The organism is Aeromonas sp. 602396 (assembly GCF_049173735.1).
GTDB classification, from domain to species: Bacteria; Pseudomonadota; Gammaproteobacteria; order Enterobacterales; family Aeromonadaceae; genus Aeromonas; species Aeromonas veronii_A.
Genome location: NZ_JAAKSD010000001.1, coordinates 51,188 through 77,022 on the forward strand (window position 1 = coordinate 51,188; position 25,835 = coordinate 77,022).

The window sequence follows — 25,835 nt, forward strand, 5'->3', positions numbered from 1 at the left end:
GCTCCTGAGCGACCCTCCCCGGTTTCCCTTTCTTGATGGGTGATGGCCAGATAGCAAGGGGGGAGCCGGTTAACCGGCTCCCCCCTTGGAGGTCGTGGTAATGATAGCGACCCTATTAACCGCGCCAGGCTGCGGTGAGGCGCACCAGCTCCACCAGGGTGGCGACCGATTTCTCCATGGATTGCAGCGGGATGAACTCGTGCTTGCCGTGGAAGTTGTGACCACCGGTGAAGAGGTTGGGGCAGGGCAGACCCATAAAGGAGAGGCGGGCGCCATCGGTACCGCCGCGAATGGGCTTGATTTTCGGCACCACGTCGGCGGCCTCCATGGCGGCCTTGGCCAGCTCGACGATATGCATGTGCGGCTCGATCTGGCTGCGCATATTGCGATAGCTGTCGGTCAGGGTCAGCTCGATGCGGGCCTTGGGATACTCGGCCTGCAGGGCGGTCACCCGGCTTTGCATCTCGGCCTTGCGTGCGGCGAAGTGCTCGTCGTCGAAGTCACGGATGATGTAGTGCAGGGTGCTCTCCTCCACGGTGCCGCTCATCTGGGCCAGATGGAAGAAGCCCTCATACCCGTCGGTGCACTCCGGGGTCTCGTCGGCTGGCATGGCGGCGTGGAAGCGGGCGGCCAGGGTTTGGCTGTTGATCATGCTCCCCTTGGCGGTGCCGGGGTGGACGTTATTGCCGATAAAACGAACCGTGGCGCTGGCGGCGTTGAAATTTTCATACTCCAGCTCGCCCAGTTCGCCGCCATCCACGGTATAGGCCCACTTGACCGGGAATCTCTCCAGCGGGAACAGGTTGGCGCCACGGCCAATCTCCTCATCCGGAGTAAAGCCGACCCAAATATCGCCGCGGGGGATCTCGGGGTGGGCCTGCAGGTGGTCGATGGTAGTGAGGATCTCGGCGATGCCCGCCTTGTCGTCGGCACCAAGCAGGGTGGTGCCGTCGGTGGTGATGAGATCCTGACCCAGGTAGTTTTTCAGGAAGCGGTAGTCACGAATGGCGAGCACCTCGTCACCCTTGCCAAGGCAGATGTCGCCGCCCTGATAGTTTTCGATGATTTGCGGTACTACGTGCTCCGCCTCGTAGTCGGCGGTGTCCATGTGGGCAATCAGGCCGATAGCGGGGGCGTCCGGCTGGTTGCCCGGCAGGCAGCCGGTGAGGTAGCCGTGCTCATCCAGGGTGACCCGGGTTAGCCCCAGCGCCTTCATCTCTTCTTGCAGGGCACGGGCAAAGATCAGTTGGCCTTCGCTGCTGGGGCAGGCTGGATTGGTCTCATCGGAGCGGGTATGAAAAGTTACGTAACGCAGAAAACGCTCAAGCAGGGTATCCATTAGTCAGCCTCTAACCGATTGTGAGCGGTCATTGTGGCCAATCCGTGCGGGGCACTCATTGCGTCAGCGCAGGTTTTTCCCATTTTTTGACGCAAGGGAAGAGCGGCGAATGTGCGGCGCGCGGGGCAACGTCCGGGAGGGAGATCGCATAAATGTGGCATTTATTGCGATATTTAGGCGCTGGCGGTGGCGACCAAACTCCCCTCAGCGACCGCACAGCAAGGCGTCAGCCCAATCATGGCGTTTTCACACACTTTTCAAGGGGAAACCGGGCTGTCGCATAACCTGCGCCATCCCAGAGCCCGCCTGCCCGCCAGCAAGATTTGATCGACTTATTAAAAGGGGATTTTGAACACTATTTTTTATTGTCACTGCCCGCGGTAAGTGTGTACACTCCGCGCCGATCCAAGGGCAACCCTGAAGCAGGCAGAGCCGCCAGAAACCCGACCGATCATACGCCTATAGGGCGAGGCACGCAGAAACGACAGACACTGCTGGGGAATGGTTTCTTTAATACCGGTTAGGCTCCGGTATCAGGGAGAACAACAGACTCTCATCCTTCATTTGACCGAGTGGGCCACCGGCTCATCATCTTCCCTTGTCATGGGCGGTCACTGACGGTGAGGTGGGCTGTGGTTGTTGTCGTCTATCAACACGCATGCGTGCTGGCGCCTTCGCTTCTCTTCCTTGGAACCCTCTCCTTCTGTCGGGATCGCTGCCGAATGATGAACTGACGGCGTGGCTGATGTCGTCTGTCATCAAAGTACCGCGGCGCTACGGCATAGTGGCACCGCATACCGTTGAGCTTGATGTAAAGCCACCAGCCCCACATCAAGACTCGTTACTTCCCCAAGATCCACCAGGCAGCCTCTGGCTTGCCGCGATGTGCAAAGGGTTGGTTTGGGTGGCTGCGTCTCGTGATGGCAGCGCTCGCCGTACTCTGCACTAGATGGTCTGGATGTGATTGAGGGTAACGAAGGCGACTTTGGGTCGCTCATTTGCGAGGCATAGCCCATGACTAACTGGTCCAGCAAGGACTCCTTGAAGGTCTACAACGTTCCCTACTGGGGTGCGGGTTTTTTCAATATCAATGACGCCGGTCATGTGACCGTCGCCCCCGACAAATCACGCCCTGACGCGCATATCGTGCTCTCTGACGCCATCGAACAGTTGCGTCAGTCCGGGCTGACCACCCCCGTGTTGCTGCGCTTCCCTGACATCCTCAAGAGTCGGGTCGATGCGCTGTTCAACGCCTTTGGTCAGGCCATCGAGAAGTCTGGCTATGAAGGGGACTACCTCTGCGTTTACCCGATCAAGGTAAACCAGCAGCGTCGTGTCATCGAGACCATCAGCCAGTCCTACAGCGACAAGCCCCGGCTTGGCCTGGAAGCTGGTTCCAAACCGGAACTGCTGGCCGTGCTGTCCCATCACCATGAGCAAGGCTCGGTGATCGTCTGCAACGGTTACAAAGACCGCGAATATATCCGCCACGCCCTCTTGGGCAACCTGATGGGCCACAAGGTCTACATCGTGGTGGAGAAGCCCTCCGAGCTGGAAATGGTGCTGGACGAGTCAGCTCGTCTCAACATCAAGCCCAACATCGGGGTGCGTGCCAAGCTCGCCTCCACCGGCTCCGGCATGTGGGAATCGAGCGGTGGCTCCATGTCCAAATTTGGTCTCTCCGCCTCCCAGATCCTGGCGCTGATCGAGCGTCTGCGCGGGCTGGGCAAGCTGGATTGCCTGCAACTGCTGCACTTCCATCTGGGTTCCCAGATCGCCAATATCCGCGACATTCAGGGCGGCATCCGCGAGTGCGGCCGTTTCTACGCTGAACTGCGTCGCCTCGGTGCCAACATCGAAGTCGTGGACGTCGGTGGTGGCCTGGGGGTGGACTACGAGGGAACCCGTTCCCAGAGCCACTGCTCCGCCAACTACAGCCTCTCCGAGTACGCCAATAACGTGGTATGGGGCATCGGCGATGTCTGCCGCGAGTTCGATCTGCCGCACCCGACCATCATCAGCGAGTCCGGCCGTGCCCTGACTGCCCACCACGCCGTGCTGGTCACCAATATCATTGGTGCCGAAGGTGTGGAGATGAACGACATCAGCGCGCCGGACGAAGATGCGCCGACCATTCTGCAGAACATGTGGAAAGGCTGGCTGGATCTGCGCAGCGAAGATCCCTCCCTGCTGGAGATCTTCCACGACTCGGTAGCCGATCTGGCTGACGTCAACACCCAGTACACCATGGGTCTGCTCAACCTCGAGCAGCGTGCCTGGGCCGAGATGCTGCATCAGAACACCTGTCTGGCGCTCAAAGAGCTGCTCAATCCGGTCAACCGCAACCACCGTGCGCTGGCTGACGAACTGAGTGAAAAGCTGGCTGACAAGTGCTTTGCCAACTTCTCCCTGTTCCAGTCCCTGCCGGATGCCTGGGGTATCGGTCAGGTATTCCCGGTGATGCCGCTCTCCGGCCTCGAGCGTCCGCTCAGCCGTCGCGGCATCCTGATGGATATCACCTGTGACTCCGACGGTCAGGTCGAGCACTACGTCGACGGTCTGGGGGTCGAGAGCACCCTGCCGATGCCGGTTTACGGCGAGAACGAAGAGTGCCACGTCGGCTTCTTCCTGGTGGGTGCCTATCAGGAGATCCTGGGCGACCTGCACAACCTGTTCGGTGATACCCACTGCGCGGAAGTGTGGCTGGACGAAGAGGGCAAGATGGACATTCGCAACGTGGTGCGCGGCGATACCGTCGATCAGCTGCTGCGTTACGTCAACATCGACCCGTCCGTCATTCGCGAGAACTATCAGCGGATCGCCTCCCACCCGGCGCTGGATGACGCAACCCGCAAAGCGCTGCTCGACGAGCTGGAGCTGGGTCTGCAAGGCTACGCCTATCTGGAAGACGAATAAGCCTTTTGGCTTGCCCCTCGCTTTGGCGGGGAGATGAAAAAACGGCGCCTGCGGGCGCCGTTTTTGTTACCGGGGAACATCCGGCGATTTGACGGTGTGCTTGGTCCATCTTCATTCGGATAATCTATGGTGGCTCGGGGCATCCTCAGACCACAGATCTGGCTGATATCTGTCCCTTTCAGCCGCTTCCCTTGATCTGCATCAAGCGTGAACCTCGGTGGTTATTTTACGGTCAGGAGTGATGTTGATGGAATGTAACAAAAGGATATGCATATGGAACTGAAAAGGGACCCGAGATGCTATACCGACCTCTGTATCGACGGTAAGTGGTATCACTACGACCACTGCAGCACCAACGTCTACATGCTGATGGGGGGCGCTGCGCCGAGCCTTCAGCTGGCCTATGAGCCGAGCAGCGAAGAGGAGCTGATCGAGATGCTCCAGCAGCTGGGGCGCTTCTGACTTACCGAATTGATGTCTTGCCATATGGCCATCGGGCACGTTGCCACGATGGCCACCACTCTTCATCGCTGCAGCTTATCTCAGCGAGTTTTTTTGCCAAATAGCCCCTTGCCTAGCTCCAGCATGGCGACGGCCGCGGCATAGCTGCTATCAGACTTGCCTATCTCGTCCGCTACATAGAGAAAATTGGATTGGTACTTCTCGACGGCCTCCCGTGGACTGGTCGCGTCAATAAAGTCCTCCTCCACCTCGAATCCTTGGGTCAGCAGTGCCGCCTTTTCACTCAGAAAAGTCGGAGATGCCATGTCGATAAAGGTGTATTGCTGCCGATTGGACGCCGGAATGGTAAAAAACTGGTATCTGGCCATGGGTAAATCCTCGCTTGAAGCGGGTGATAGATGACGTGACGCTGGTTTTAATCTGTGGCTCGCAGGCGGCTTGCTTGCCTCGACGTCGCAGACCGTGCGTGTCGGGAATGCCACATTTTGTTTTCGTTCGAGACTACTTTGTTGGCGTTTGCCCGGCAAGTGGGGCGCAGAGATTTTCTGGATGATCCGCTCAACCTAGATGTTGTGGGGAGATGCGAGACCGGGATAATGCCGGGCTCACGTTGAGCCCGGCTTGTCAGCGCTCTGTTACAGCACGAAGCTCTGTACCATGGCACGCAGCTGTTCGGTGAGCTGGTGGATCTGGCGGGCGGCATCGCGGGCGGCGTTGGCCACTTGCAGCGCCTCGTCGCTGCCATCCGAGATGCGCACCACGTTGCGTTCGATCTCGTTGACCACGGCGCCCTGCTGCTCGATGGCGCTGGCGATGATGGCGTTGGTATCGACCATTCGATCCACCTTCTCGGTGATGGCGCCGAAAGCCTGTTTCGCCTCCTGCGCCAGCCCGACCCCCTCCTGCGCTTCATGGCTGGCCGCCGACATGGCGGTGACCGAGGCGCGGGCGCCGGATTGCAGCTGTTCAATCATCTGCTGGATCTCGACGGTGGCCCCCTGGGTGCGGTTGGCAAGAGACCGCACCTCGTCGGCCACCACCGCAAAGCCGCGACCCTGCTCACCGGCCCGGGCCGCTTCGATGGCAGCGTTGAGGGCCAGCAGGTTGGTCTGTTCGGCGATACCGCGGATCACGCTGATGACGCCACCAATCTGACTGCATTGCTGCTCCAGTTGGCCTATGGTGTCGGCGGTGCGCAGCACTTCGCGGTTGATATGGTCGATGGCCTTGATGGTGCGCTCCACCACATCCTCGCCCTGGCCGACCACGTTCTGCGCCTCCTGGGTCATGCGGGCGGCTTGCAGGGCGTTGCCCGCCATGTCTTGTGAAGTGGCGGCCAGCTCCTTGATGGCGGTAGCGACCTGATGGGTCTCCCCTTGCTGATCGGCAATGACCTCCTGCGAGCGGCAGGTGCGCGCTTCGATCTCGGTAGCGCTCTCCACCACGGTGACGCCATTTTCCCGCACCCGCAGCATCAGGGTGCGCAGGGTCTCCAGCGTCACGTTGTAATCCCGGCTGATGGCGGCCAGCTCGTCCTGACCGACGATCTCGATATGCTGGCTGAGATCCTGGGCGTTGACCCGAGCAGCGATATCACGCACCCGCCCTACGGTGTCGCGCAGGGAGAGATAGGCACCGATCATCAGGTAGAGGTAGAGCAGCAAGCTGGCGGTCAGCGGCGCGGTGACCCACCAGAAGTGGCGCTGGTTGGCGGCCAGCCGCTGATGCAGGTCGGCCTCCAGCCGCTGGCGTACCTGGCCTGCCAGCGCGGTGATAGCCTCGTCCATCTTATCCCCCAGTGCCTGCACCTCCTTGGTGGAGAGCTGCACCAGCTGATCTTTCATCATCTTGTTTTCCATGGTCTCGACCCCCTGACGCACCAGCTGTATCAGAGCATCGGTCTGCTGACCCAGCTCGGCGCGGTAGGCCGGTTCAATCTGGTAAAGCAGGGTCAGGTCTGCTTCCAGCTCCTGCAGGGTGGCGCTGATAAGATCAAGACGAAAACGCAGGCCGCTGTAGCCCTCTGCCTGAAACAGGCCGAAATCGGCGATGGTGGCGGCGCGATCCCGCACTTGGGCCAGCAAGTCGCGCAGCTGCGGCAACCGCTCGCTGGCGAGGATCACCATGTAGTAGGTACCGAGCGCCGGATCCTGGATCAGGCTGCTACTGGCGGTAATGTGCTTGTAGAGATGGCGCACCTCGGTCAGCAGCTTGTCGTGGCGCAGGTTGCTCTGCTCCACTTCCAGCTTGCCCGCTTCACTCAGCAGGGCGGCCCAGCCCTGCTGGATCACCTCAAAGGAGGGGTTGTTCTGGCGGGTGTCGGCAAAGGCTTGCAGGCTCTGAGCAACTATTTGTGCGGCTGCCTTGACCTGATCATCACCGACCGGATCCACTTCATAGGCGTGACGGGTTACCAGATTGCGATGGGTGAGCAGGGCTTGCTCGATAGCAGGCACGGGGGTGAGATTGACCACTCCCGCCAGCTCGCGGTTGGCCTGGACGTTGTCATCCTGCAGCCGCCCCAGCAGATTGGTCATGCTGTACGCCAGTGGCAGCAGCATCAGACAGGACCAGAGCAGGAATTTGTATTTGAAGGAGAGCTGATTGCCCAGCTGGATGGCGGGGTTGAAAATCCATTTCATGTTAAGCCTCGATACCTGAGTGCGGGCGTGATTCGTGTTGCCTGAATAGTACTCCGAGCGGCCTCCCTTGGGTGATGGCCGGTTGCAAGTTGTGATCCCCTTGGCTTTTTACTTCCGGGCGGGGTGCCGTCAGCCGAGCCAATAGAAAACGGGCCACCCGAAGGTGACCCGCGGTCGATAAGGGGAAACCGATCAGTTGAACGCCAGGAAGGGCGAGACACAGAGCAGTAGGCCGGTGACGATGATGATGTAGAGGGAGGTGCCCTTGTACTTGTGCAGCGCCGGTACCTGATAGACCAGATAGGCCGGGATGAGGCAACCCACCATGCCGAAGATGGGGCTGCAGATGGAGGTGAAGCTCAGCACCGGGGCGTTGAGCACGATGGCACCCCAGGAGAGCATGACGGTGAACACCATGATCCCTTTGCCCACCAATCCTTTATTGATGCGGTTTTCCGGCATGACGCGGCGCAGCAGGTTCATTGCCAGCCCCTGACAGGCTTCACGAAAGCCCAGATAGACGCCGAAGTAGGCGGTCATTACCGCAAAGATGTTGAGGGTGAGGCTCAGGAGCTTGAGGGTCTGGCCGGGCATCCCCTGGGCCACCATGGCCAGCGCGGAGATGTTTTCCTCGGAGGCTTTAACCGCCTGATCGTGGCCCATGGCCAGAGTGAAGGAGACCGCGTAGAAGAACACCACCACGAACAGGATGCCGAAGGCGATATTCATGGCGCGCATCGCCTTGAAGCGGGCCACTTCCAGCGACTTTTCCCGCGAGCGGTAGGAGATCACCATGGGGCTCAGGCTCTGGATAAAGAGGATAGAGGTGAGGGTAAAGGGCAGCATGATGATGGCATCCTTCATCCAGTCACCGGCGGCGGGCATGGCGGTGATGTTGGCCGTATCCCACTTGTCCACCATCATCAGGCCGAGCACGGCCACCACGCTGATCTTGGTCAGCACCATAAAGGTGGAGATCTTGAACAGCAGGTTTTCGCCGCGCGAGGCCAGTGCCACCAGACCGCAGATCAGCACCAGACCGTAGAGCGGGTTTTCGGAGAGCAGGCCATCGGTGACACCGAAGCTCTGCAGGAAGGAGGCGCTGTCATTGGTGATGGCTGTGGAGTAGACGAAGACCCAGATCACCAGCATCACGAAGTAGAGGGCGCCGAGCAGCACACCCCAGTTCTTGCCAAGGTAGCCGGTGATGACGCTGGGGTAATCCTTGCACTCCGGCGAGGTGGCCAGGGTGTTGATAAAGAGGCGCTGGAACATGTACATGGCGGGGTAGCCGATCACTGCCGAGAGCAGAAAGACCCACAAACCCATCAGACCCACCTGTACCGGCAGGAAGACGATCCCCGCGCCGATGGCCATGCCGATGCTCATGATGATCCAGCCCCAGTCGGTGCTGTCGAAGCGAACCGCTTCTTTCCATTCCAGCGTGCCCATCACGGGGCTGGCGAGTGTAGTGCTATGCGCGTCCATTAAAACCTTCTTTTTTGTAGGGATGTGGGAAAGCGGCGCAAATATAGTTGAATGAAACTGTCATAAACAATGCCCATAAGAGCACTTTTGTTCAAATCAGGATGGTGATCACGGTTTATATTGAGGCCGAAAGGTGCCTTTAAACGCCATTTTTGTATCTTTTTGTTGAATGGATGAAATAAAAAGCAAATAATGTTGAACGAAATGAGATTCATGATTGCAAAAAAAATTGCACAAACAGGAGTGGCTATATGAAACGCATCATCACAGCAGCAGCGGCACCTGACGCTATCGGTCCCTACAGCCACGGCACTGCCTATGGCGACCTCATCTTTACTTCCGGTCAGTTGCCGGTTTGCAAGCAACAGGGTGGTGTGGTGGAAGGGGGAATTGCCGCCCAGACCCGCCAGTCACTGGAAAACCTGAAATCCGTGCTGGAAGCTGCTGGCGGCTCGCTGGATACCGTGCTCAAAACCACCTGCTACCTCGCCGAGATCAGCGATTTTGCCGCGTTCAACGAGGTCTATAAAGCCTATTTCCAGAAAGATTGTCCGGCACGCAGCTGCTTCGCAGTGAAGGATCTGCCGATGGGCGTCAAGGTTGAAGTGGAAGCGATCGCCCATATCGCTCGTTAATGCTGATAAAAAGGTTCAAGTGATGAAACAAGCGTGGCAGCAGTATCTGCAGATTATTCAACAGGTTGTCAAACCAGCGCTGGGTTGTACCGAGCCAATCGCCGCCGCCTATGCCGCAGCGGTCGCCACCCGGCAACTGGGCTGTGAGCCCGGTCGCCTCGAGGTTGCGGTGTCGGACAATCTCTATAAAAACTCGATGGGTGTCTATGTGCCGGGCACCGGCAAGATCGGTCTGGCTATTGCGGCTGCGGCCGGAGCCATCGGTGGCAACGCCGATGCCGGGCTGGAGGTGCTGGCCGCGATCCAGCCAGAACAGGTGGATCGTGCCCAGCAGCTGATCGATGCTGGCAAGGTGCAGGTGAGCCGCACCGCCGCCCCCGAGTTTATCTTCTGCCGCGTGACCGTTTATGGCACGGATGAACATGGTGAAGAGCACAGCGCCGAAGTGACCCTGTGTGGCGGTCATACCCGCATCGTCGAGCAGCGCCGCGATGGCGAGGTGACCTTCACCGCCGATCAGAGCCAGAGCGGTGCCACCGGTTCCATCTGCGACGGGGTCGATATCAGCATCGCTGCCATCTACGAGTTCGCCACCCGGGTGGAGTTCGAGCAGATCAAGTTCATCCTCAAAGCTTCCGAGCTTAACGGCAAGCTCTCCGCCGAGGGGATGAACAACCCCTATGGCCTGGAGATTGGCCGCACCATGCAGCAGAACATCAATGCCGGTCTTATCGGCGAGGATGTGATGAACCGCATCGTGATGATGACGGCGGCGGCCTCCGATGCCCGCATGGGGGGGGCGACCCTGCCAGCCATGAGCAACTTCGGCAGCGGCAACCAGGGCATTGCCGCCACCATTCCGGTGATGGTAATTGCCGAGCGCTTTGCGGCCAGCGAAGAGCAGCTGGCTCGCGCCCTCATCATGAGCCATCTGGGCGCCATCTATATCAAGTCCCACTATCCGCCGCTGTCGGCCTTCTGTGGCAATACCGTGACCAGCGCGGCCGCCTCCATGGCCATGGTCTATCTGGCGGGCGGCAGCTTCGAGCAATCCTGCTTCGCCATCCAGAACGTGCTGAGCGACAGTGCCGGTATGGTATGTGACGGGGCGAAAGCCTCCTGCGCCATGAAGGTGAGTACCTCCTCCGGCGCGGCGGTGCGCGGCTTCCTGATGGCCCTCAACAGTCACTCGGTGTCGGGGCAGGGGATCGTCGCAGGCGACGTGGATCAGACCATCCGCAACGTCGGCCAGATGGTGAAGGAGGGCATGTCTGCCACAGACAGCACCATTATTGATATCATGTCCGCCTGATGTCCCTGTCGGTTGCTGCCCGGCGCCTATTGTCCGGCAGCAACCCTTGCAAGAAGGTCCCATTGTGAAGCTGCAAGAGTTGAGTCCGAGCGATTTTGAGATCCTCAAGTCGATGGAGAACATTGTGGACGGCATCGCCGCCATGTATGGCCAGCACACCGAGGTGCTGCTCCACAGTCTGGATGCGCGCAATCCCTCGATCGTCAAGATTGCCAACGGCCATATCACCGGCCGCAGTGTCGGCGCCCCCATCACCAACCTGGCGATGATGAAGCTCAAGAGCGGGCAGGATATCTCCAGCCCCTACATGACCAAGTGCGCCACCGGCAAGACCCTGCGCTCCATCACCACCGTGATCCGCAACGGGGAGCACAGGGCCATCGGGTTGCTCTGCATCAACAGCGACATGGATGCCCCGTTGCAATCCGTGCTACGGACCATGATGCCGGAGTGCATGCACCCCCATGAGAGCCATGCCACCCCGGAGGTGTTCGCCCGCAACATCGACGAAGCGCTCAACAGCACTATCGACACCGTCAGTGCCGAGGTGCGTGGCAACGAGGCGGTGCCTCCGTCCCAGAAGACTCGGGTTATAGTCAACCAGCTGCACGACATGGGGATCTTCGAGTTAAAAGACAGTGCCCAGATTGCGGCGCGCCAGCTCGGGATCTCGGTCCACTCCATCTACCGCTATCTGCGGGAGATCAAGAAGGGCTGAGCCGATACACTCTGGCCAAATTGGCAGCAAACGGGTCAGCCTTGACCCGTTTTTTACGCCCGCTTTAGCCTCTCTATTTGGACCATCCTTCGGGCTCATCTGCTATCATCATCCCCCCTTGTATTTTTCTATCTCTCTGAACGTGCTGGAGAAATCATGTCTCGACTCATCTATCTGCTGCGCCACGGCCAGACCCGCTTCAATGCCGAGCAGCGTCTGCAGGGGCGTTGCAACTCCGATCTGACCGACAAGGGTGAGGCGCAAGCCATCGCCATGGGGCGGCGGCTTGCCGCCGAACTGGCGGATCCCGCCCGCTGGATCGTCTATGCCAGCCCGCTCGGGCGTGCCCGTCAGACTGCGCTGCTGGTGTGCGAGCAGTTGGGACTGACGGCAGATCGCATCGTCTGGGACGATCGCTTGATGGAGCTGGGGATGGGGGAGTGGGAGAGTTGCCAGATCCCGGCGCTGCGGCTCGCTCATCCCGAGCTCGATACCGGCAAAGGGGACTGGTATCTGCAGGCACCGGGGGCCGAGAGCTTCGAGAGCATTCAGCGCCGGGCACACCAATGGTTGCAGGATCCCGCGCTCGTCGAGCGGGCCATTGTTATCTCCCACGGTCTGCTCGGTGCCATGCTGCGCGGCGTCTATGCCGATCTCGACTATGAGGCGACCTGGTCACAGGAGTTGCCGCAAGATGCCTTCTATAAGCTGGAGGATGGCCACATCACCCGCATTGCCTGCTAATTGCCGTGAGGTGGCACCATGGCATGGACCATGATTGCCACCTTCGGATGCCCATTTTTGCCGCAGTTCAACACATCAGAGCACCTTATCGCGGCAAGATGAGGTATCTTATGCCCCGATTTCATCCATTAAACGGATCCGAGACCCCATATGATCATCAAACCCAAGGTTCGCGGCTTTATCTGCACCACCACTCATCCGGTCGGTTGTGAAGCCAATGTTCGTCGCCAGATCGCTTATACCAAGGCCAAGGGCACCATCGAGAATGGTCCCAAGAAGGTGCTGGTGATCGGCGCTTCCACCGGTTATGGCCTGGCCTCCCGGATTGCGGCTGCCTTCGGTAGCGGCGCCGCCACCCTCGGCGTCTTCTTTGAAAAAGCGGGCACCGAGTCCAAGACCGGTACCGCTGGCTGGTACAACTCTGCCGCCTTCGACAAGGCAGCCAAAGAGGCGGGCCTCTACGCCAAGAGCGTCAACGGCGATGCCTTCTCCAACGAGTGCCGCGCCAAGGTGATCGAGCTTATCAAGCAGGATCTGGGTCAAATCGATCTGGTTGTCTACTCCCTGGCCTCTCCGGTGCGCAAGATGCCGGAAACCGGCGAAGTGGTGCGCTCTGCCCTCAAACCGATCGGCGAGGTCTACACCACCACCGCCATTGATACCAACAAGGATCAGATCATCACCGCTACCGTCGAGCCGGCGAACGAGGAAGAGATCCAGAACACCATCACCGTCATGGGCGGTCAGGATTGGGAGCTGTGGATGGCTGCCCTGCGTGATGCCGGTGTGCTGGCTGACGGCGCCAAGTCCGTGGCCTACTCCTACATCGGTACCGATCTGACCTGGCCAATCTACTGGCATGGCACTCTGGGCCGCGCCAAGGAAGATCTGGACCGCGCCGCTGCCGCCATCCGTGGCGATCTGGCTGCCAAGGGCGGTACCGCTCACGTAGCCGTGCTCAAATCCGTGGTGACCCAGGCCTCTTCCGCCATTCCGGTGATGCCGCTCTATATCTCCATGGCTTTCAAGATCATGAAGGAGAAGGGCATTCACGAGGGCTGCATGGAGCAGGTAGATCGCATGATGCGCACCCGTCTCTACGCGTCTGACATGGCGCTGGACGAGCAGGCTCGCATCCGCATGGATGACTGGGAACTGCGTGAAGATGTGCAGCAGACCTGCCGCGACCTGTGGCCATCCATCACCAGCGAAAACCTCTCCGAATTGACTGATTACACCGGTTACAAGCAGGAGTTCCTGCGCCTGTTCGGTTTTGGTCTGGACGAGGTCGATTACGATGCGGATGTGAATCCGGATGTGAAATTCGACGTGGTCGAGCTCTGAGTCTGACTCAAGTGAAAACAGGGCCCCGCGGGGCCCTGTTTTTTTGGCAAAAATTCCGCCAAATTGCGGAATTTTATTATCAGCGATCACCTTTTTCCCATATCAAACCCGCTAGTCTTGCGCTGATCGGATCACAGACGGCATTGCCGAGGTACGGAAGCTATGACCACTCCAAACGAGGCGCCCAAGAAGCGCCAACTCCCCACTGTCTATACCCTGCTTTTTATCATCATCGCCTTGATGGCTGGCCTCACCTGGGTGCTGCCAGCGGGCAAATATGACTATGTCACCGCCAAGACCCAGCAGCCGGTGGCGGCAGCGGCCGTGGCCGATTACAGCGGCGACGAGCGGTTGTTGCCGGTGCCCGGTAGCTACACCGAGCTGCCCTCTCATCCGCAGGGGATATTCGATGTGCTCAAGGCCCCCATTCAGGGCTTTCACAAGGCCGCTGATGTGGCGCTGTTCGTGCTCATCATCGGCGGTTTTCTTGCGGTGACCATGCAGAGCGGGGCGCTTGATGCCGGGGTGGGGGCCATCGTGCGCGGTTTTGCCGGTCGCGAGCGGCTGCTGATCCCGGTGCTGATCGCCCTGTTTGCCCTCGGCGGCTCCACCTTCGGCATGGCAGAGGAGACGGTGGCCTTCTGGGCGCTGATCGTGCCGGTGATGATGGCGGCGGGCTTCGATCGCATGGTGGCGGCAGGGATCATCCTGCTTGGCTCCGGGGTCGGGGTGCTCGCCTCCACCGTCAACCCGTTTGCCACCGGCATTGCTTCCGGTTTTGCCGGTATCCCCATCGGCGAGGGGATCGGTTTGCGGGTCATCCAGTGGCTGCTGCTGGTGATCTTCGCCTCCTGGTACGTGATGCGTTATGCCAAGCAGGTGCAGCAGGACAAGTCCCGCTCCGTGCTGGCCGACATCGCCTATGACGACGAGTTCTCCCAGATGAAGAGCGGCAACCTCGCCTTCACCGGCAAGCAGAAGCTCACCATGCTGGTCTTCTTCGGCACCTTCCTGCTGATGATCTATGCGGTGGTGCCCTGGTCGGACTTGGGGATCGACGTGCTGCCCACCTTTGGCTGGTGGTTTGACGAGCTATCCACCCTGTTCTTCAGCGCCTCCATCCTGATCGCGCTGATCAACCGGATGCCGGAGTCCAACTATGTGGCGACTTTCCTGAGCGGCGCTCGGGATCTCATCGGGGTGGCACTGGTGGTGGCGGTGGCGCGTGGCATCTATGTGGTGATGGAGCAGGGCGTCATCATCGACACCATTTTGCACTGGGCCGAGGGGCTGGTAAGTGGACTGTCGTCGTCGGTATTCATCCTGATGGCCTATCTGGTGCACATCATTCTGAGCTTCTTTATCCCCTCCACCTCGGGGCTGGCGACTGTCTCCATGCCGCTGATGGGGCCGCTGGCTGACTTCTCAGGCATCTCGCGGGATCTGGTGATCACGGCCTATCAGTCTGCCTCCGGCTGGATCAATCTGTTTGCCCCCACCGCCGCCCATCTGGTGGCGGGGCTGGCGCTCGCCAAGATCCCCTATGATCGCTTCGTACGCTGGGTGCTGCCCTTTATCATCGGCGTGGCCCTCATCACCATGGCGGTGCTGGTGGCCGGTGCTCTGTTGCACGGCTGATGGCACGGATAAAACCACGGATAACAAAAAGGCTCCGTAAGGAGCCTTTTTCATTGGCTTTGTTTACTGCTTGTAGCCCTTGAGGAAGCGGGCTAGGCGGCCGATGGCATCTTCCAGCTCCTCTTCGCGGGGCAGGAACACCAGCCGGAAGTGATCCGGTGCCGGCCAGTTGAAGCCGGTGCCTTGCACCAGCAGCAGCTTCTCCTGTTGCAGCAGGTCGAACACCATCTTCTGATCGTCGCGGATGTCATACACCTTGGGATCAAGGCGCGGGAACATGTAGAGCGCCCCCTTGGGTTTGACGCAGGAGACCCCGGGGATCTCGTTCAAGAGCTCCCACGCCTTGTCCCGCTGCTTGCGCAGGCGGCCGCCCGGCAGGATCAGCTCGTTGATGCTCTGATAGCCGCCGAGTGCAGTCTGGATGGCGTGCTGCATCGGCACGTTGGCACACAGCCGCATGGAGGCCAGCATCTCCAGCCCTTCGATATAACCGCGGGCACGGCCCTTGGGACCGGTGATGACCATCCAGCCCTGACGGAAGCCGCAGGCACGGTAGGCCTTGGAGAGGCCGTTGAAGGTCACCACCATCACATCGTCGCACAGGGTGCAGACGCTGGTGTGGGAGATATCGTCGTAGAGGATCTTGTCGTAGATCTCGTCGGCGAAGATGATGAGGTTGTGCTGGCGGGCGATCTCGATCACCTCCAGCAGGAACTCGCTGCCGTAGACAGCACCGGTCGGGTTGTTGGGGTTGATCAGCACTAGGCCGCGGGTGCGCGGGGTGATGCGGGCGCGGATGTCGTCGAGGTCCGGATACCAGTCAGCCCCTTCGTCGCAGCGATAGTGCACCGCATGGCCACCGGAGAGAGTGACGGCAGCAGTCCAGAGCGGGTAGTCGGGGGAGGGTACCAGCATCTCGTCGCCATTGTTGAGCAGCGCCTGCATCGCCATCACGATCAGCTCGCTGGCGCCGTTGCCGATATAGATGTCATCGATATCGACCTTGCGCATCCCTTTTTGCTGGTAGTACTGCATCACCGCCTTGCGGGCAGAGAAGAGCCCCTTGGAGTCGCAGTAGCCCTGGCTCAGCGGCATGTTGAGGATCACATCCTTGATGATCTCTTCCGGCGCATCAAAGCCGAACGGGGCCGGGTTGCCGATGTTGAGCTTGAGAATGCGGTGGCCTTCGTCTTCGAGACGGCGAGCCTCTTTATGCACCGGGCCGCGGATGTCATAGCAGACATCATCGAGCTTGTGCGACTTGTCGATTGTGAACATGGTGACAGTGATTCCTTCCCCACAGGGACGTGTTGGCGAAAAAGGCGGTTTTTAGTATCAAATATCTTTTCCCCTATTCTTCACAGAATTGAATGCTAGAACAATCTTCTTTTTAGTAGATATTCCTGATTTTTAGCCCCAAAACAGAGTTATTAAAAGGTTAAATTCAGCACGATCGTTTGTACTTGGCAAGGTTCACCAGTGAAAGATGGGGGAGTGATTAACAAAGCTACTCTACTGTGTTGAAATCTTCACGCTCTCTGGCACGATTGGCTTGTGTAAAAAAGCCTCTTCATCGTCATTTCCGACGAGAAAAAGCTGATACAACTGGCACTGGCCAGCGCATATTTCCCCTTTCCCGTCCTGTTCTATCTGCAGAGGTATCCCATGCATGCACCCACACCCGGTCGCTATCGTCACTTCAAGGGGGGCTACTATCAGGTGCTGACCCTGGCCAGCCATACCGAGACAGGCGAGCAGCTGGTGATCTATCAGTCGGAACAGGATGGCGCCGTCTATGCCCGTCCAGTCGCCATGTTCATGGAGTGGATTGAGCATCAGGGTCAGGTGGTCAGCCGTTTTTCGCCGATCAAGTGATCCGCTGGTGTGGCCCTGAATTGTTGATCAACAAATAGACAGAACAGGCCTTTGGAGTCATAAGTTGTCGCATGAGGCTCCTTGTTGGCAACAGCCTCTGTGTGGCTTGCTACTGATAAATATCTCTATTAATCAACCAATTGTGACTTGAGTCACGTTTTCTGGCGACTGGTAACCGGGTTCGCATCGGCTATTGCTGCTCCCATAATGCTGCGCGTGTTAACGCATGGCCCCTTTGCGGGCCTTTTTATCTCATCTTATCGGGAGACATACAGTGAAACCTGTTGCAGCAGAGTTTTTGGGAACCTTCTGGCTGGTATTGGGAGGTTGTGGCAGTGCCGTGCTGGCTGCAGCCTTCCCTCACGTCGGGATTGGTCTGCTGGGGGTCTCGCTGGCTTTCGGTCTGACCGTGCTGACCATGGCGTTTGCCATCGGCCATATCTCCGGTTGCCACCTCAATCCGGCCGTCACCGTCGGTCTGTGGGCGGGTGGTCGTTTTCCTGCATCCGGTGTACTGCCTTATATCGTGGCGCAAGTGCTGGGTGGCATTGCCGCCGCTGCCGTGCTTTACGTGATTGCCAGCGGTCAGGCCGGGTTTGATCTCTCTGCCGGTTTTGCTTCCAACGGCTACGGTGAGCACTCTCCGGGTGGTTACAGTCTGACTGCCGCACTCGTATGCGAAATGGTGATGACCGGTTTCTTCCTGTTCGTCATCATGGGCGCCACCGATAGCCGTGCGCCTGCCGGTTTCGCACCGATCGCCATCGGTCTGTGCCTGACCCTGATCCACCTCGTCAGCATTCCGGTGACCAATACCTCGGTCAACCCGGCTCGCAGTACCGGTGTTGCGCTGTTTGTCGGTGACTGGGCTATCAGCCAGCTGTGGCTGTTCTGGGTTGCCCCGATTGTCGGTGCCATTCTGGGTGCGTTGGCTTATCGCCTGGTGGCGACTGAGCAGAAGTAATCATTTGCGAAACAAAGTGTGGTATCGACACGCCTGCGGGCGTGTTTTTTGTTTCTGGAGGGGCGAGAAAAGAGCATTAGCCGAGGCTAACCTCAGAGCCCTTTAGCCTGTAGCATCTCTTTGTAGCGCAGGTGGAGCAACTGGACGCGCTCCACATAAGCGCGCGTTTCCGCATAGGGTGGGATGCCGCCATGTTTTTGTACGGCGCCCGCCCCGGCGTTGTAGGCCGCGGTCGCCAGCGCAATGTTGCCGTCATACTGCTTGAGCAGTCCCGCTAGGTATTTCACCCCGCCGAAAATATTCTGTTCCGCCAGCAGGGCATTGCCGACCCCCAGCTCCCGCGCTGTGGCGGGCATCAGCTGGGTCAGCCCCATCGCCCCCTTGCGGGAGACCGCCAGCGGATTGAAAGCGGATTCCGCATGGATCAGCGCCCGGATCAGCGCAGGCTCAACCTGATAGGTTTTGGCGGCCGCCTTGATGGTGCTGGCATAGTCATAGAGAAACAGCCCTGTGGTCTGCCAGTTGACGCTGGATTTGGGGTCGCAGGCGAAGCAGTCGTTGAACAGCAGCAGCTCGTAATGGCCCTGTTCGGGCGCCATGTCGGAGTAGCGTACCACCCCGTTTTGCTGCACCGATTTATAGACCTGGATCTGCTTCTTGCCGCCAGCGGCGGTTGCCGCCGTTTGAGCGGTTTCGGGTTGTGGGGCGGGCGCAGCATGATTGACCGGGCGCAAGGGAGAGGGGGCTGCGGTCAGGAAGACCACCTCCGCGGGAGGGGGCGTCTGGCTCCATCCACTCAAGGGGATCAACACCATCTGGCCTGCCAGCATCCATGCTTTCAACCGTCACACTCCTTCCCTGGATCATCATGTTGAGTAAAGCACCATGGCGAGTGCAGAACAAGCGTACAAACAGGGAGTTGTGAAGTGGAGGGGGGATTTGACCGAGGGACGGGGGGATGCCGGAGTATGGCCAGGAGAGGCGCCAAAAGGTGGAATTTTCCGGTAGCTAATGGTCATAAGCGTCTTAGGGAAGTGCTCCAGCATGCTCGCTTTTTTGTTAATAAAAGGCATGCTATCTTGCTGGTGTAAGCTGGTCTGGCTAGTTAGTTTCAATCTATCTTATCTACTGATTATAAAGGAATTTTTTGTGTCAGGAATGCTGGCGATGGAACTCATCTTCGAGGAGTACTGTGACGCCGATCTCTCTCTCATCAAGGATTATTACGAGACGACTTTTTCCCACTATGTGCCGGATCTGGCAGAGCGGGTCTTTGTCGTACGTGATGCTCACTGGCTGGTGGGGGCGGTTCGGTTGCGGGACGAGGAGGAGTTTTATCATCTGTGCGGCTTTCGTCTGTTGCCTCACTACCAGTCGCTGGGATTGGGTTCACGGCTGTTGCAGCACGCCTGTCACGGTCTGGAGGACAAACCGGTAGTCTGTCAGGTACTGCCTTTCGAGAAACCCTTCTATCTCAAGGCCGGTTTTGCCGATATCTCCCTCAACCAATTGAGCGGGTCACTCTTCTCCCTTTATGAGCAACAGCAGCAGCAGGGTTATCAGGTGGAGCTGCTGGTACGGGATACCACCCAGCCCCTCCTGAATTGAGCGGGCTAGCGGGGTCTGGTCAGCAGGTGGATTTTGCCTGGTGACAGCTCCAGCCCCAGCAGGTTTTCTTTCAGCCAGGCTTGTTGCGGATCCTTGTCATCCAGTCGGTAAACCGGTTTGCTCTCAAGACGCTTCTCCATGCTCTGCAGCAGCATACCGAGCATCATGCCGAACTTTCTCTCTGCCGCCTCCGGTTCCAGCTTGTACTCCACCAGTTTCATGTTGTCGAGAAACAGCGCGCTCTGGCTCTTGTCATAGCGGGGTCTTGCCTCATAGGTCATCTGCAGGCGGGCGTCATATTCGGTATTGTCGGGCAGGGCGATCTTGAGCTTGCCCTTGCCATAGACTCGGGCGGTGTCTGGCTGTTGACGGCCAATCTGGACATCGCTCTGCTCCAGCTTCACATGGGCCTTTATGATGCCGGGCAGCTCCAGCTGTTTGTCGACTTGCACCTGGGATTGCAGGTACTGATTGATCTGCTGCTCATTGATGTCATATGAGCCTTGACCTAGCATGGCCAGGCTGAGCAGCATGGATTGCAGAATCATGGGGGCAACCTGATAGAATGGATTTGCCTTACAGCATACCATTCCTGACTGGCAGGATCTGCCGACCATTGTTTGTTGATGAAAAGGAGTTACCGTTGCTAAACGGTCTGGAACATGATCTCCACCTGCTGTTCTCCCGCTTTCTGGGCTGGCTGCTACTGCTTTTTCATACCGTTATCGTCGCGGGTGTGTCGTTTCGGGTAGTGATGAAACGCCGCCCCATCGGGGTGTCGCTGGCCTGGCTGGCGCTGATCTACGCCATTCCGTTTGCCGGCGTCGGCTTTTACTTGCTGTTTGGTGAAATCAAGTTGGGGCGCCGCCGCGCCGAGCGGGCACAGGCCATGTATCGCCCTTACGCTATCTGGATTCGTCAGTTGGCCCGCCTTTTCCCACAGCATTGCTGCGAGGTGGGGGAAAAGGCCCAACCATTGCACGATCTGATCCAGGGGCGGTTGGCCATGCCCATGCTCTCCGGTAACCGGATGACTCTGCTCAGCCAACCCGACCAGATCCTGCATGAGATTGCTCAGGATATTCGCCGCTCGACGCTCTCATGCTATCTGGAGTTCTATATCTGGCACCCCGGCGGTGATGCCGACGAGGTGTGTGAAGCACTGATGGAAGTCGCGCTGCGCGGCGTGGATTGTCGTTTGTTGCTCGATTCGGTGGGCAGCAAGCACTTCTTCCGCTCCGGGTGGCCGAAAAAGCTGCGCAAGGCGGGGGTCAAGCTGGTGGAGGTGCTGCCGGTCGGCGCCTGGCGCATTCCGTTCCAGCGGCAGGATTTGCGAATGCACCGCAAGTTGGTGGTGATCGATGACAAGGTCGGCTATACCGGCTCCATGAACATGGTGGATCCCCGTTTTTTCAAGCAGGATGCCGGGGTTGGCCAGTGGGTCGACATCATGATCCGGGTGCAGGGACCCATGGTGCCGCTGATGTGGTCGATCTTCGTCTGGGACTGGGAGGTGGAGACCGGCGAGCGGCTGCTCGACAGTCTGCAGCATGAGCCGGAAGCCTGGCCCCAGACCAACTACCGCGCCCAGTTGATCCCGTCAGGCCCTTTCGTCGGCGGTGACTGTATTCAGCAGAGCCTGCTGCTGGCCATCTACCAGGCGCGCAGCCATCTGGTGCTGACGACCCCCTATTTTGTCCCGGACGATCCGTTGGCAGCCGCACTCAGTTCGGCAGCGGCCCGTGGGGTGCAGGTGCAGCTGGTATTGCCGGCCCGTAACGACTCCATTATGGCCAACTATGCCTGCAATGCTTTTATGGAGGAGCTGCTGGAAGCGGGAGTGGAGATCTATCGCTATGATGCCGGCCTGCTCCATACCAAGAGCGTGCTGGTGGATGACGACTTTGCCCTGGTGGGGACGGTTAATCTCGACCGGCGCAGCCTCTGGCTCAACTTCGAGGTGACCTTGCTGGTGGACAACCCCTCGTTCGTGGCCCACATGACCCGGCTAGTACAGGGGTACATGGCGGAAGCCACCCCCATGACCCTGGCCAGGTGGCAAGCGCGCCCCTGGTACAAGAAGGCGATGGAGAACATCTTCTATCTCTTCAGCCCCTTGCTGTGATGTTGTGGCGAGCCGCAAGAAAGTGGACTCGCCATCTGATTGGACTTGCCTAGCCCCGAGTCCGCCCCGTAGAGTGCAGTGACAACTCCCTGGAGACACATGGATATATGAAAAAGATAGTGGCCCTCGCCGTGGGTGCGGCACTGGTAGGTGGTGGTCTGGCTGCGTGCTGGTACACGGGCAACAGCTTCGACAACATCATGGCGGAGCAGATCGCCAAGGTGGAGAAAGAGAGCGGGCTCGACATGCAGTGGCAGCCGGGCAGCAGCAACCTCTTCACCCGTGACGGGATCCTGAAGGTCGTGGTGACGCCGGAGGAGCTGGCTGCCATTGACAGCGAGCTGGAGGGTAGTCAGCCCATCGAGCTGCAACTGGTGGTCAAGAGCCAGATCCTGCCGCTCTACATCAAGAGCCACTTCCTGCTCGATACCCATAATGGCACGCTAGCACCGGTCTTTACCGCACTGGGTATGGAGCAGTGGGAACTCGGTCTGGAGTCGGTCACCAGTCTCTGGACCCAGGGTAACAGCAGCCGTTTCTGGGCCAATGAATTCAAGATCAAACAGGGGCTGGACGAGTTCAGTTTCCTGCCCCTGAGCGGTGAGTTCCACGGCAATCTGGAGGGGAATGGTCACCTCACTATGACCTGGCAGGGGATGACGGTCCATGAAGAGCAGAGCAAGATGGACTTGGTGCTGGCCGACCTGAAAGGGAGTGCCGACATTGCCGAGATCAGCGGTGTGATCCTCTCGCCCCAGAGCGAGATGACCCTCTCGGCCCTCACGATACAACTGCCTGACAGCGTCAAGGTCGCCCTGCAGGGGATGACAACCGAGACTCAGCTGACTGGTGATGATGCCCAGACCCTCTCCAGCAGCTATCAGATGAAAATTGCCAAGCTGGATCTGGAGAACGAGACCGACACCCTGGCGGTGACCGACAGCAAGTTGGCGCTCAACCTCAACGGTCTGGATCTGGAAGGGTATCAGGGGCTGCAGGCCGCCGGTGGCAAGGGGGTTGAAGATGCCGCCATCCAGCAGGCGCTGGATAAGATGCTCAAACGTGGCGCGACTCTTGAACTGGCCGATCTCAGCGCCAAGCTCAACGGTGAGGCGGTGACCATGAAGGGGGACGTGAAGCTGGCCTCCACCTCGCTGGAGCAGCTGTTTAACAGCGACGCGGGGATGCAGGCCCTCTCCGGCGTGCTGCATGCCAGCCTCAGCGACAAGCTGGGCAAGGCGGTGCCGCAACTGGCCCCCATGCTCGATCAGCTGACCCTGATGGGTTATCTGAAGGCCGACAAGCAAGCGCTGACCTCCGAGCTGAAGCTGGAGAAGGGCGCGTTGACGGTAAACGATCTGCCGCTCTGACACTCGGCGCAGAAACAACAACGGCTCCCATGGGAGCCGTTGTTGTTTCTGGCGTTTGCATATGGGCCGTGTGGGCGGATTACTTGAAGACTACGGTCTTGTTGCCGTAGACGAACACCCGCTCGTTCAGTACCAGCTCCAGCGCGCGGCTCAGCACCGATTTCTCCACATCCCGACCCGCCTTGGCCATGTCGTCCGCACTGAAGGCGTGACCGACGTGGATCACGTCCTGTTCGACGATGGGGCCTTCATCCAGATCGTCGGTCACGAAGTGGGCGGTGGCGCCGATCAGCTTGACGCCACGGTCGAACGCCTGCCGGTAGGGGCGGGCACCGATGAAGGCGGGCAGGAAGGAGTGGTGGATGTTGAGGATCTTGCGCGGATAGGCCTCGACGAAGCTCGGGGTCAGCACCCGCATGTACTTTGCCAGGATCACATAGTCAGGCTCATAGCTGTCGATGATGGCGCGTACCTGCTCTTCATGTTCGGTCCGGCTCAGATCCTCGTGACTGACGGTGTGGAACGGGATATCGAACTTGCCGGTGAGCTCGGCCAGGGTGTCGTAGTTGCCGATCACCGCGACGATATCCATATCCAGCGCGCCCGCGTAGTTCTTCATCAGAATATCGCCGAGGCAGTGGGTCTCTTTGGTCACCAGAATGACGATGCGCTTCTTGCCCGCCTTGACCAGACGGCGCTGGGCGCCGGTGGGCAGGGCATCATCCAGATCCGCCAGCAGGGTCTCGTCGTTGAAGCGCCCCTCCAGCTCGGTACGCATGAAGAAGCGGCCATTCTCGTGATCCACAAACTCATCGTTCTTGATGATGTTGAGCTGGTGCTTGTAGCAGATGTTGGTGATCTTGGCGATGAGCCCTTTGGCATCCGGGCAATCCGTGAGCAGTATTTTCTTTTCCATCTCTGTCATTTTCCGTTTGTGGTGTTGGCGCTGCTGTCTGCGCCGGCAGCGTTGTTCAGGCTCTCTTTTCGGGCCCTGTTTTTTTGTTTCGGGAACTATGCCATAAACCGATCCGCGCCATAAAGAAATTCGCCAGTCATGGTCTTTCGTGCTGGCGAGCGGGCCGCAGAGCGGGTCCCGGGCGCAATGTTGAAACGCTTTTCAGCCTGCGGGGGATTTTGGCTGGTATCTGCAACCGTTTTTCTTTAGGCTGTCTGCGCTTATTCTCAGGGCGGGGTGCAATTCCCCACCGGCGGTATCCCGATTGACTCGGGGAGCCCGCGAGCGCCCGACTTGGCTGATTGCCGGGTCGGGGTCAGCAGATCCGGTGAGATGCCGGAGCCGACGGTAATAGTCCGGATGAAAGAGGATAAGACAGACCTTGCCGTGTTGGCCCTTGTGGGCTGGCCGCTGCATGCCCGTCTCTGTCTGCCTTTCCATGCCCTGATTCTGGTCCTTGTCTTGTTTAGGAGTTTTACCATGAATCAGTCTCTACTCAGTGAATTCGGTGATCCCGTTGCCCGTGTCGAAGCGGCTCTGTCTGCCTTGCGTGCTGGAGGCGGCGTGCTGGTGGCCGACGATGAAGATCGGGAGAACGAGGGCGACCTCATTTTCTCCGCCGAATCTATGACCAATGAACAGATGGCGATGATGATCCGCGAGTGCTCCGGCATCGTCTGCCTCTGCCTGCCCGACGAGCGGGTTCGCCAGCTCGAACTGCCGATGATGGTGGAGGCCAACTCCAGCCACTACCAGACCGCCTTTACCGTGACCATCGAAGCGGCGCAGGGGGTCACGACCGGTGTCTCGGCGGCTGATCGCATCACCACCATCCGCGCTGCTATCGCTGACGGCGCCAAACCGGGTGATCTGCATCGCCCGGGTCATGTTTTCCCGCTGCGGGCGCGAACCGGTGGGGTGCTTACCCGCCGTGGTCATACCGAAGCGACGGTCGATCTGATGCAGCTGGCTGGCCTCAAACCGTTTGGTGTGTTGTGTGAATTGACCAAAGAAGATGGCTCGATGGCGCGTCTGCCAGACCTGGTTGCGTTCGGTCGCAAGCACCAGATGCCGGTGCTGACCATCGAGGATCTGGTGCAATATCGTCAATTGTTGTCAGAACGTACAGCCTGAGCCTCATACGAAATTGTAATAAGGCAAAAATTTGGTTAACCTTTGTCCGTGCCCTCACCACACGGCACTCATTTTTTAGACGAATCTGGACAAAAACTGTTCATTCAAAAAAAAATGAGGGTTTTAATGCATTTATCTGTGGTGGGGACTATGCAAAGTAGGATTTTTTTGTGCCATAATCACGCCGCTTGCTAAACGTCTGGCGAGTTCAAGGGAGCTTTAAAAATGAAAAAATTGTTGTTGGTAGGTGTTGTTGGTCTGTCCGCTCTGCTGGGCGGTTGTGCAAACACCAGCGAACTGGAAACTTCCGTTCAGAATCTGTCTAACAAAGTTGACCAACTGGCTCAAGATGTTAGCGCAGTTCGTGCTGATCAGTCCAAAATCGCTGCTGATGTTGCTGAAGCCAAGCAAGAAGCTATGCGTGCTAACCAGCGCATCGACAACATGGCTACTTCCTACAAGAAGTAATCCATGCGAAAAAAATGGCGCAGTTTTGCGCCATTTTTTTTTGCCTGAAATTCACCGTATTTCCACTATTCCCAGAGCACCTTATTCCCACAATACCT

At 58.7% G+C, this 25,835-nt stretch carries 23 protein-coding genes and 1 riboswitch; of the genes, 15 read left to right on the forward strand and 8 right to left on the reverse strand.

What is annotated here, in order from left to right:
• Positions 1-115 precede the first annotated feature (115 nt).
• Positions 116-1,339 (reverse strand): peptidase T, encoded by a 1,224-nt coding sequence (pepT, locus tag G5229_RS00250; protein WP_421207970.1) that lies wholly within the window; start codon positions 1,337-1,339, stop codon positions 116-118.
• 1,014 nt (positions 1,340-2,353) lie between these two features.
• On the opposite strand from pepT, the gene speA reads away from it, so the two are divergent.
• Positions 2,354-4,255, forward strand: a complete 1,902-nt coding sequence (gene speA, locus G5229_RS00255; RefSeq protein WP_421207972.1) for a biosynthetic arginine decarboxylase — start codon at positions 2,354-2,356, stop codon at positions 4,253-4,255.
• Between the two features lie 273 nt (positions 4,256-4,528).
• The gene (locus G5229_RS00260) at positions 4,529-4,717 is read left to right on the forward strand and encodes a hypothetical protein (protein ID WP_421207974.1); all 189 of its coding nucleotides are present in this window, start codon (positions 4,529-4,531) and stop codon (positions 4,715-4,717) included.
• Between the two features lie 80 nt (positions 4,718-4,797).
• Here the strand turns inward: G5229_RS00260 and G5229_RS00265 are convergent, their stop codons facing one another.
• The 3 genes from G5229_RS00265 to G5229_RS00275 all read right to left on the reverse strand — a co-directional run bounded on the left by G5229_RS00265 (position 4,798) and on the right by G5229_RS00275 (position 8,847).
• Positions 4,798-5,085: a hypothetical protein gene (locus tag G5229_RS00265; protein WP_047438534.1), complete on the reverse strand. Its 288-nt coding sequence runs from the start codon at positions 5,083-5,085 to the stop codon at positions 4,798-4,800.
• A gap of 267 nt (positions 5,086-5,352) precedes the next feature.
• Entirely contained in the window at positions 5,353-7,359 is a 2,007-nt protein-coding gene (locus G5229_RS00270; RefSeq protein ID WP_421207976.1) for a methyl-accepting chemotaxis protein, read from the reverse strand.
• A 192-nt stretch (positions 7,360-7,551) separates the two neighbouring features.
• The gene (locus G5229_RS00275; protein ID WP_421207978.1) at positions 7,552-8,847 is read right to left on the reverse strand and encodes a hypothetical protein; all 1,296 of its coding nucleotides are present in this window, start codon (positions 8,845-8,847) and stop codon (positions 7,552-7,554) included.
• 251 nt (positions 8,848-9,098) lie between these two features.
• Between G5229_RS00275 and G5229_RS00280 the strand changes: the two genes are divergently transcribed.
• The 6 genes from G5229_RS00280 (at position 9,099) to G5229_RS00305 (ending at position 15,238) form a co-directional block, all read left to right on the forward strand.
• Complete coding sequence (locus tag G5229_RS00280; protein WP_005344164.1) at positions 9,099-9,482, forward strand: Rid family detoxifying hydrolase; 384 nt, start codon at positions 9,099-9,101, stop codon at positions 9,480-9,482.
• Between the two features lie 22 nt (positions 9,483-9,504).
• Positions 9,505-10,794, forward strand: a complete 1,290-nt coding sequence (locus G5229_RS00285) for a serine dehydratase subunit alpha family protein (RefSeq protein WP_421207979.1) — start codon at positions 9,505-9,507, stop codon at positions 10,792-10,794.
• A 64-nt stretch (positions 10,795-10,858) separates the two neighbouring features.
• Complete coding sequence (locus tag G5229_RS00290; protein WP_005334376.1) at positions 10,859-11,512, forward strand: helix-turn-helix transcriptional regulator; 654 nt, start codon at positions 10,859-10,861, stop codon at positions 11,510-11,512.
• Positions 11,513-11,668: 156 nt separating this feature from the next.
• On the forward strand, positions 11,669-12,256 hold the full coding sequence (locus tag G5229_RS00295) for a histidine phosphatase family protein (protein WP_421207981.1): 588 nt from the start codon (positions 11,669-11,671) through the stop codon (positions 12,254-12,256).
• Positions 12,257-12,406: 150 nt separating this feature from the next.
• A complete protein-coding gene (fabV, locus tag G5229_RS00300; protein WP_005353312.1) occupies positions 12,407-13,600 on the forward strand; it encodes an enoyl-ACP reductase FabV in 1,194 nt (397 codons plus the stop codon).
• A gap of 162 nt (positions 13,601-13,762) precedes the next feature.
• Positions 13,763-15,238, forward strand: a complete 1,476-nt coding sequence (locus G5229_RS00305) for a YfcC family protein (RefSeq protein WP_421207982.1) — start codon at positions 13,763-13,765, stop codon at positions 15,236-15,238.
• Positions 15,239-15,301: 63 nt separating this feature from the next.
• On the opposite strand, the gene G5229_RS00310 is transcribed toward G5229_RS00305, so the two are convergent.
• On the reverse strand, positions 15,302-16,516 hold the full coding sequence (locus G5229_RS00310) for a pyridoxal phosphate-dependent aminotransferase (RefSeq protein ID WP_005334367.1): 1,215 nt from the start codon (positions 16,514-16,516) through the stop codon (positions 15,302-15,304).
• 387 nt (positions 16,517-16,903) lie between these two features.
• Here G5229_RS00310 and G5229_RS00315 point away from each other — a divergent pair, with 387 nt between their 5' ends.
• Both G5229_RS00315 and aqpZ read left to right on the forward strand, forming a co-directional pair.
• Positions 16,904-17,113 (forward strand): DUF1653 domain-containing protein, encoded by a 210-nt coding sequence (locus G5229_RS00315; protein WP_043851261.1) that lies wholly within the window; start codon positions 16,904-16,906, stop codon positions 17,111-17,113.
• A 274-nt stretch (positions 17,114-17,387) separates the two neighbouring features.
• A complete protein-coding gene (gene aqpZ / locus G5229_RS00320) occupies positions 17,388-18,077 on the forward strand; it encodes an aquaporin Z (protein WP_421207983.1) in 690 nt (229 codons plus the stop codon).
• 92 nt (positions 18,078-18,169) lie between these two features.
• Here the strand turns inward: aqpZ and G5229_RS00325 are convergent, their stop codons facing one another.
• Positions 18,170-18,919: a lytic transglycosylase domain-containing protein gene (locus G5229_RS00325; protein ID WP_410489651.1), complete on the reverse strand. Its 750-nt coding sequence runs from the start codon at positions 18,917-18,919 to the stop codon at positions 18,170-18,172.
• A gap of 325 nt (positions 18,920-19,244) precedes the next feature.
• On the opposite strand from G5229_RS00325, the gene G5229_RS00330 reads away from it, so the two are divergent.
• Entirely contained in the window at positions 19,245-19,685 is a 441-nt protein-coding gene (locus G5229_RS00330) for a GNAT family N-acetyltransferase (protein ID WP_216954417.1), read from the forward strand.
• 5 nt (positions 19,686-19,690) lie between these two features.
• Here G5229_RS00330 and G5229_RS00335 read toward each other — a convergent pair whose 3' ends face one another.
• Entirely contained in the window at positions 19,691-20,233 is a 543-nt protein-coding gene (locus G5229_RS00335; protein ID WP_005344183.1) for a DUF1439 domain-containing protein, read from the reverse strand.
• Between the two features lie 95 nt (positions 20,234-20,328).
• Here G5229_RS00335 and cls point away from each other — a divergent pair, with 95 nt between their 5' ends.
• Together cls and G5229_RS00345 are read left to right on the forward strand one after the other, a co-directional pair.
• The gene (gene cls / locus G5229_RS00340; RefSeq protein ID WP_421207985.1) at positions 20,329-21,810 is read left to right on the forward strand and encodes a cardiolipin synthase; all 1,482 of its coding nucleotides are present in this window, start codon (positions 20,329-20,331) and stop codon (positions 21,808-21,810) included.
• Between the two features lie 107 nt (positions 21,811-21,917).
• On the forward strand, positions 21,918-23,180 hold the full coding sequence (locus tag G5229_RS00345) for a DUF945 family protein (RefSeq protein WP_421207986.1): 1,263 nt from the start codon (positions 21,918-21,920) through the stop codon (positions 23,178-23,180).
• Between the two features lie 79 nt (positions 23,181-23,259).
• Here G5229_RS00345 and purU read toward each other — a convergent pair whose 3' ends face one another.
• Positions 23,260-24,096, reverse strand: coding sequence for a formyltetrahydrofolate deformylase (gene purU / locus G5229_RS00350; protein ID WP_005361738.1), 837 nt, complete (start codon positions 24,094-24,096; stop codon positions 23,260-23,262).
• Positions 24,097-24,354: 258 nt separating this feature from the next.
• Positions 24,355-24,511, forward strand: a riboswitch (FMN riboswitch).
• Positions 24,512-24,615: 104 nt separating this feature from the next.
• Between purU and ribB the strand changes: the two genes are divergently transcribed.
• Together ribB and G5229_RS00360 are read left to right on the forward strand one after the other, a co-directional pair.
• A complete protein-coding gene (ribB, locus tag G5229_RS00355) occupies positions 24,616-25,269 on the forward strand; it encodes a 3,4-dihydroxy-2-butanone-4-phosphate synthase (RefSeq protein WP_421207989.1) in 654 nt (217 codons plus the stop codon).
• A gap of 225 nt (positions 25,270-25,494) precedes the next feature.
• A complete protein-coding gene (locus G5229_RS00360; protein WP_005334342.1) occupies positions 25,495-25,737 on the forward strand; it encodes an Lpp/OprI family alanine-zipper lipoprotein in 243 nt (80 codons plus the stop codon).
• The last annotated feature ends 98 nt before the right edge of the window (positions 25,738-25,835 follow it).

Coding starts and splice junctions, on each gene's coding strand:
- pepT (WP_421207970.1), bottom strand. CDS start 1,339: ATGGATACCCTGCTTGAGCGTTTTCTGCGTTACGTAACTTTTCATACC.
- speA (WP_421207972.1), top strand. CDS start 2,354: ATGACTAACTGGTCCAGCAAGGACTCCTTGAAGGTCTACAACGTTCCC.
- G5229_RS00260 (WP_421207974.1), top strand. CDS start 4,529: ATGGAACTGAAAAGGGACCCGAGATGCTATACCGACCTCTGTATCGAC.
- G5229_RS00265 (WP_047438534.1), bottom strand. CDS start 5,085: ATGGCCAGATACCAGTTTTTTACCATTCCGGCGTCCAATCGGCAGCAA.
- G5229_RS00270 (WP_421207976.1), bottom strand. CDS start 7,359: ATGAAATGGATTTTCAACCCCGCCATCCAGCTGGGCAATCAGCTCTCC.
- G5229_RS00275 (WP_421207978.1), bottom strand. CDS start 8,847: ATGGACGCGCATAGCACTACACTCGCCAGCCCCGTGATGGGCACGCTG.
- G5229_RS00280 (WP_005344164.1), top strand. CDS start 9,099: ATGAAACGCATCATCACAGCAGCAGCGGCACCTGACGCTATCGGTCCC.
- G5229_RS00285 (WP_421207979.1), top strand. CDS start 9,505: ATGAAACAAGCGTGGCAGCAGTATCTGCAGATTATTCAACAGGTTGTC.
- G5229_RS00295 (WP_421207981.1), top strand. CDS start 11,669: ATGTCTCGACTCATCTATCTGCTGCGCCACGGCCAGACCCGCTTCAAT.
- fabV (WP_005353312.1), top strand. CDS start 12,407: ATGATCATCAAACCCAAGGTTCGCGGCTTTATCTGCACCACCACTCAT.
- G5229_RS00305 (WP_421207982.1), top strand. CDS start 13,763: ATGACCACTCCAAACGAGGCGCCCAAGAAGCGCCAACTCCCCACTGTC.
- G5229_RS00310 (WP_005334367.1), bottom strand. CDS start 16,516: ATGTTCACAATCGACAAGTCGCACAAGCTCGATGATGTCTGCTATGAC.
- G5229_RS00315 (WP_043851261.1), top strand. CDS start 16,904: ATGCATGCACCCACACCCGGTCGCTATCGTCACTTCAAGGGGGGCTAC.
- G5229_RS00330 (WP_216954417.1), top strand. CDS start 19,245: ATGGAACTCATCTTCGAGGAGTACTGTGACGCCGATCTCTCTCTCATC.
- G5229_RS00335 (WP_005344183.1), bottom strand. CDS start 20,233: ATGATTCTGCAATCCATGCTGCTCAGCCTGGCCATGCTAGGTCAAGGC.
- G5229_RS00345 (WP_421207986.1), top strand. CDS start 21,918: ATGAAAAAGATAGTGGCCCTCGCCGTGGGTGCGGCACTGGTAGGTGGT.
- purU (WP_005361738.1), bottom strand. CDS start 24,096: ATGGAAAAGAAAATACTGCTCACGGATTGCCCGGATGCCAAAGGGCTC.
- ribB (WP_421207989.1), top strand. CDS start 24,616: ATGAATCAGTCTCTACTCAGTGAATTCGGTGATCCCGTTGCCCGTGTC.
- G5229_RS00360 (WP_005334342.1), top strand. CDS start 25,495: ATGAAAAAATTGTTGTTGGTAGGTGTTGTTGGTCTGTCCGCTCTGCTG.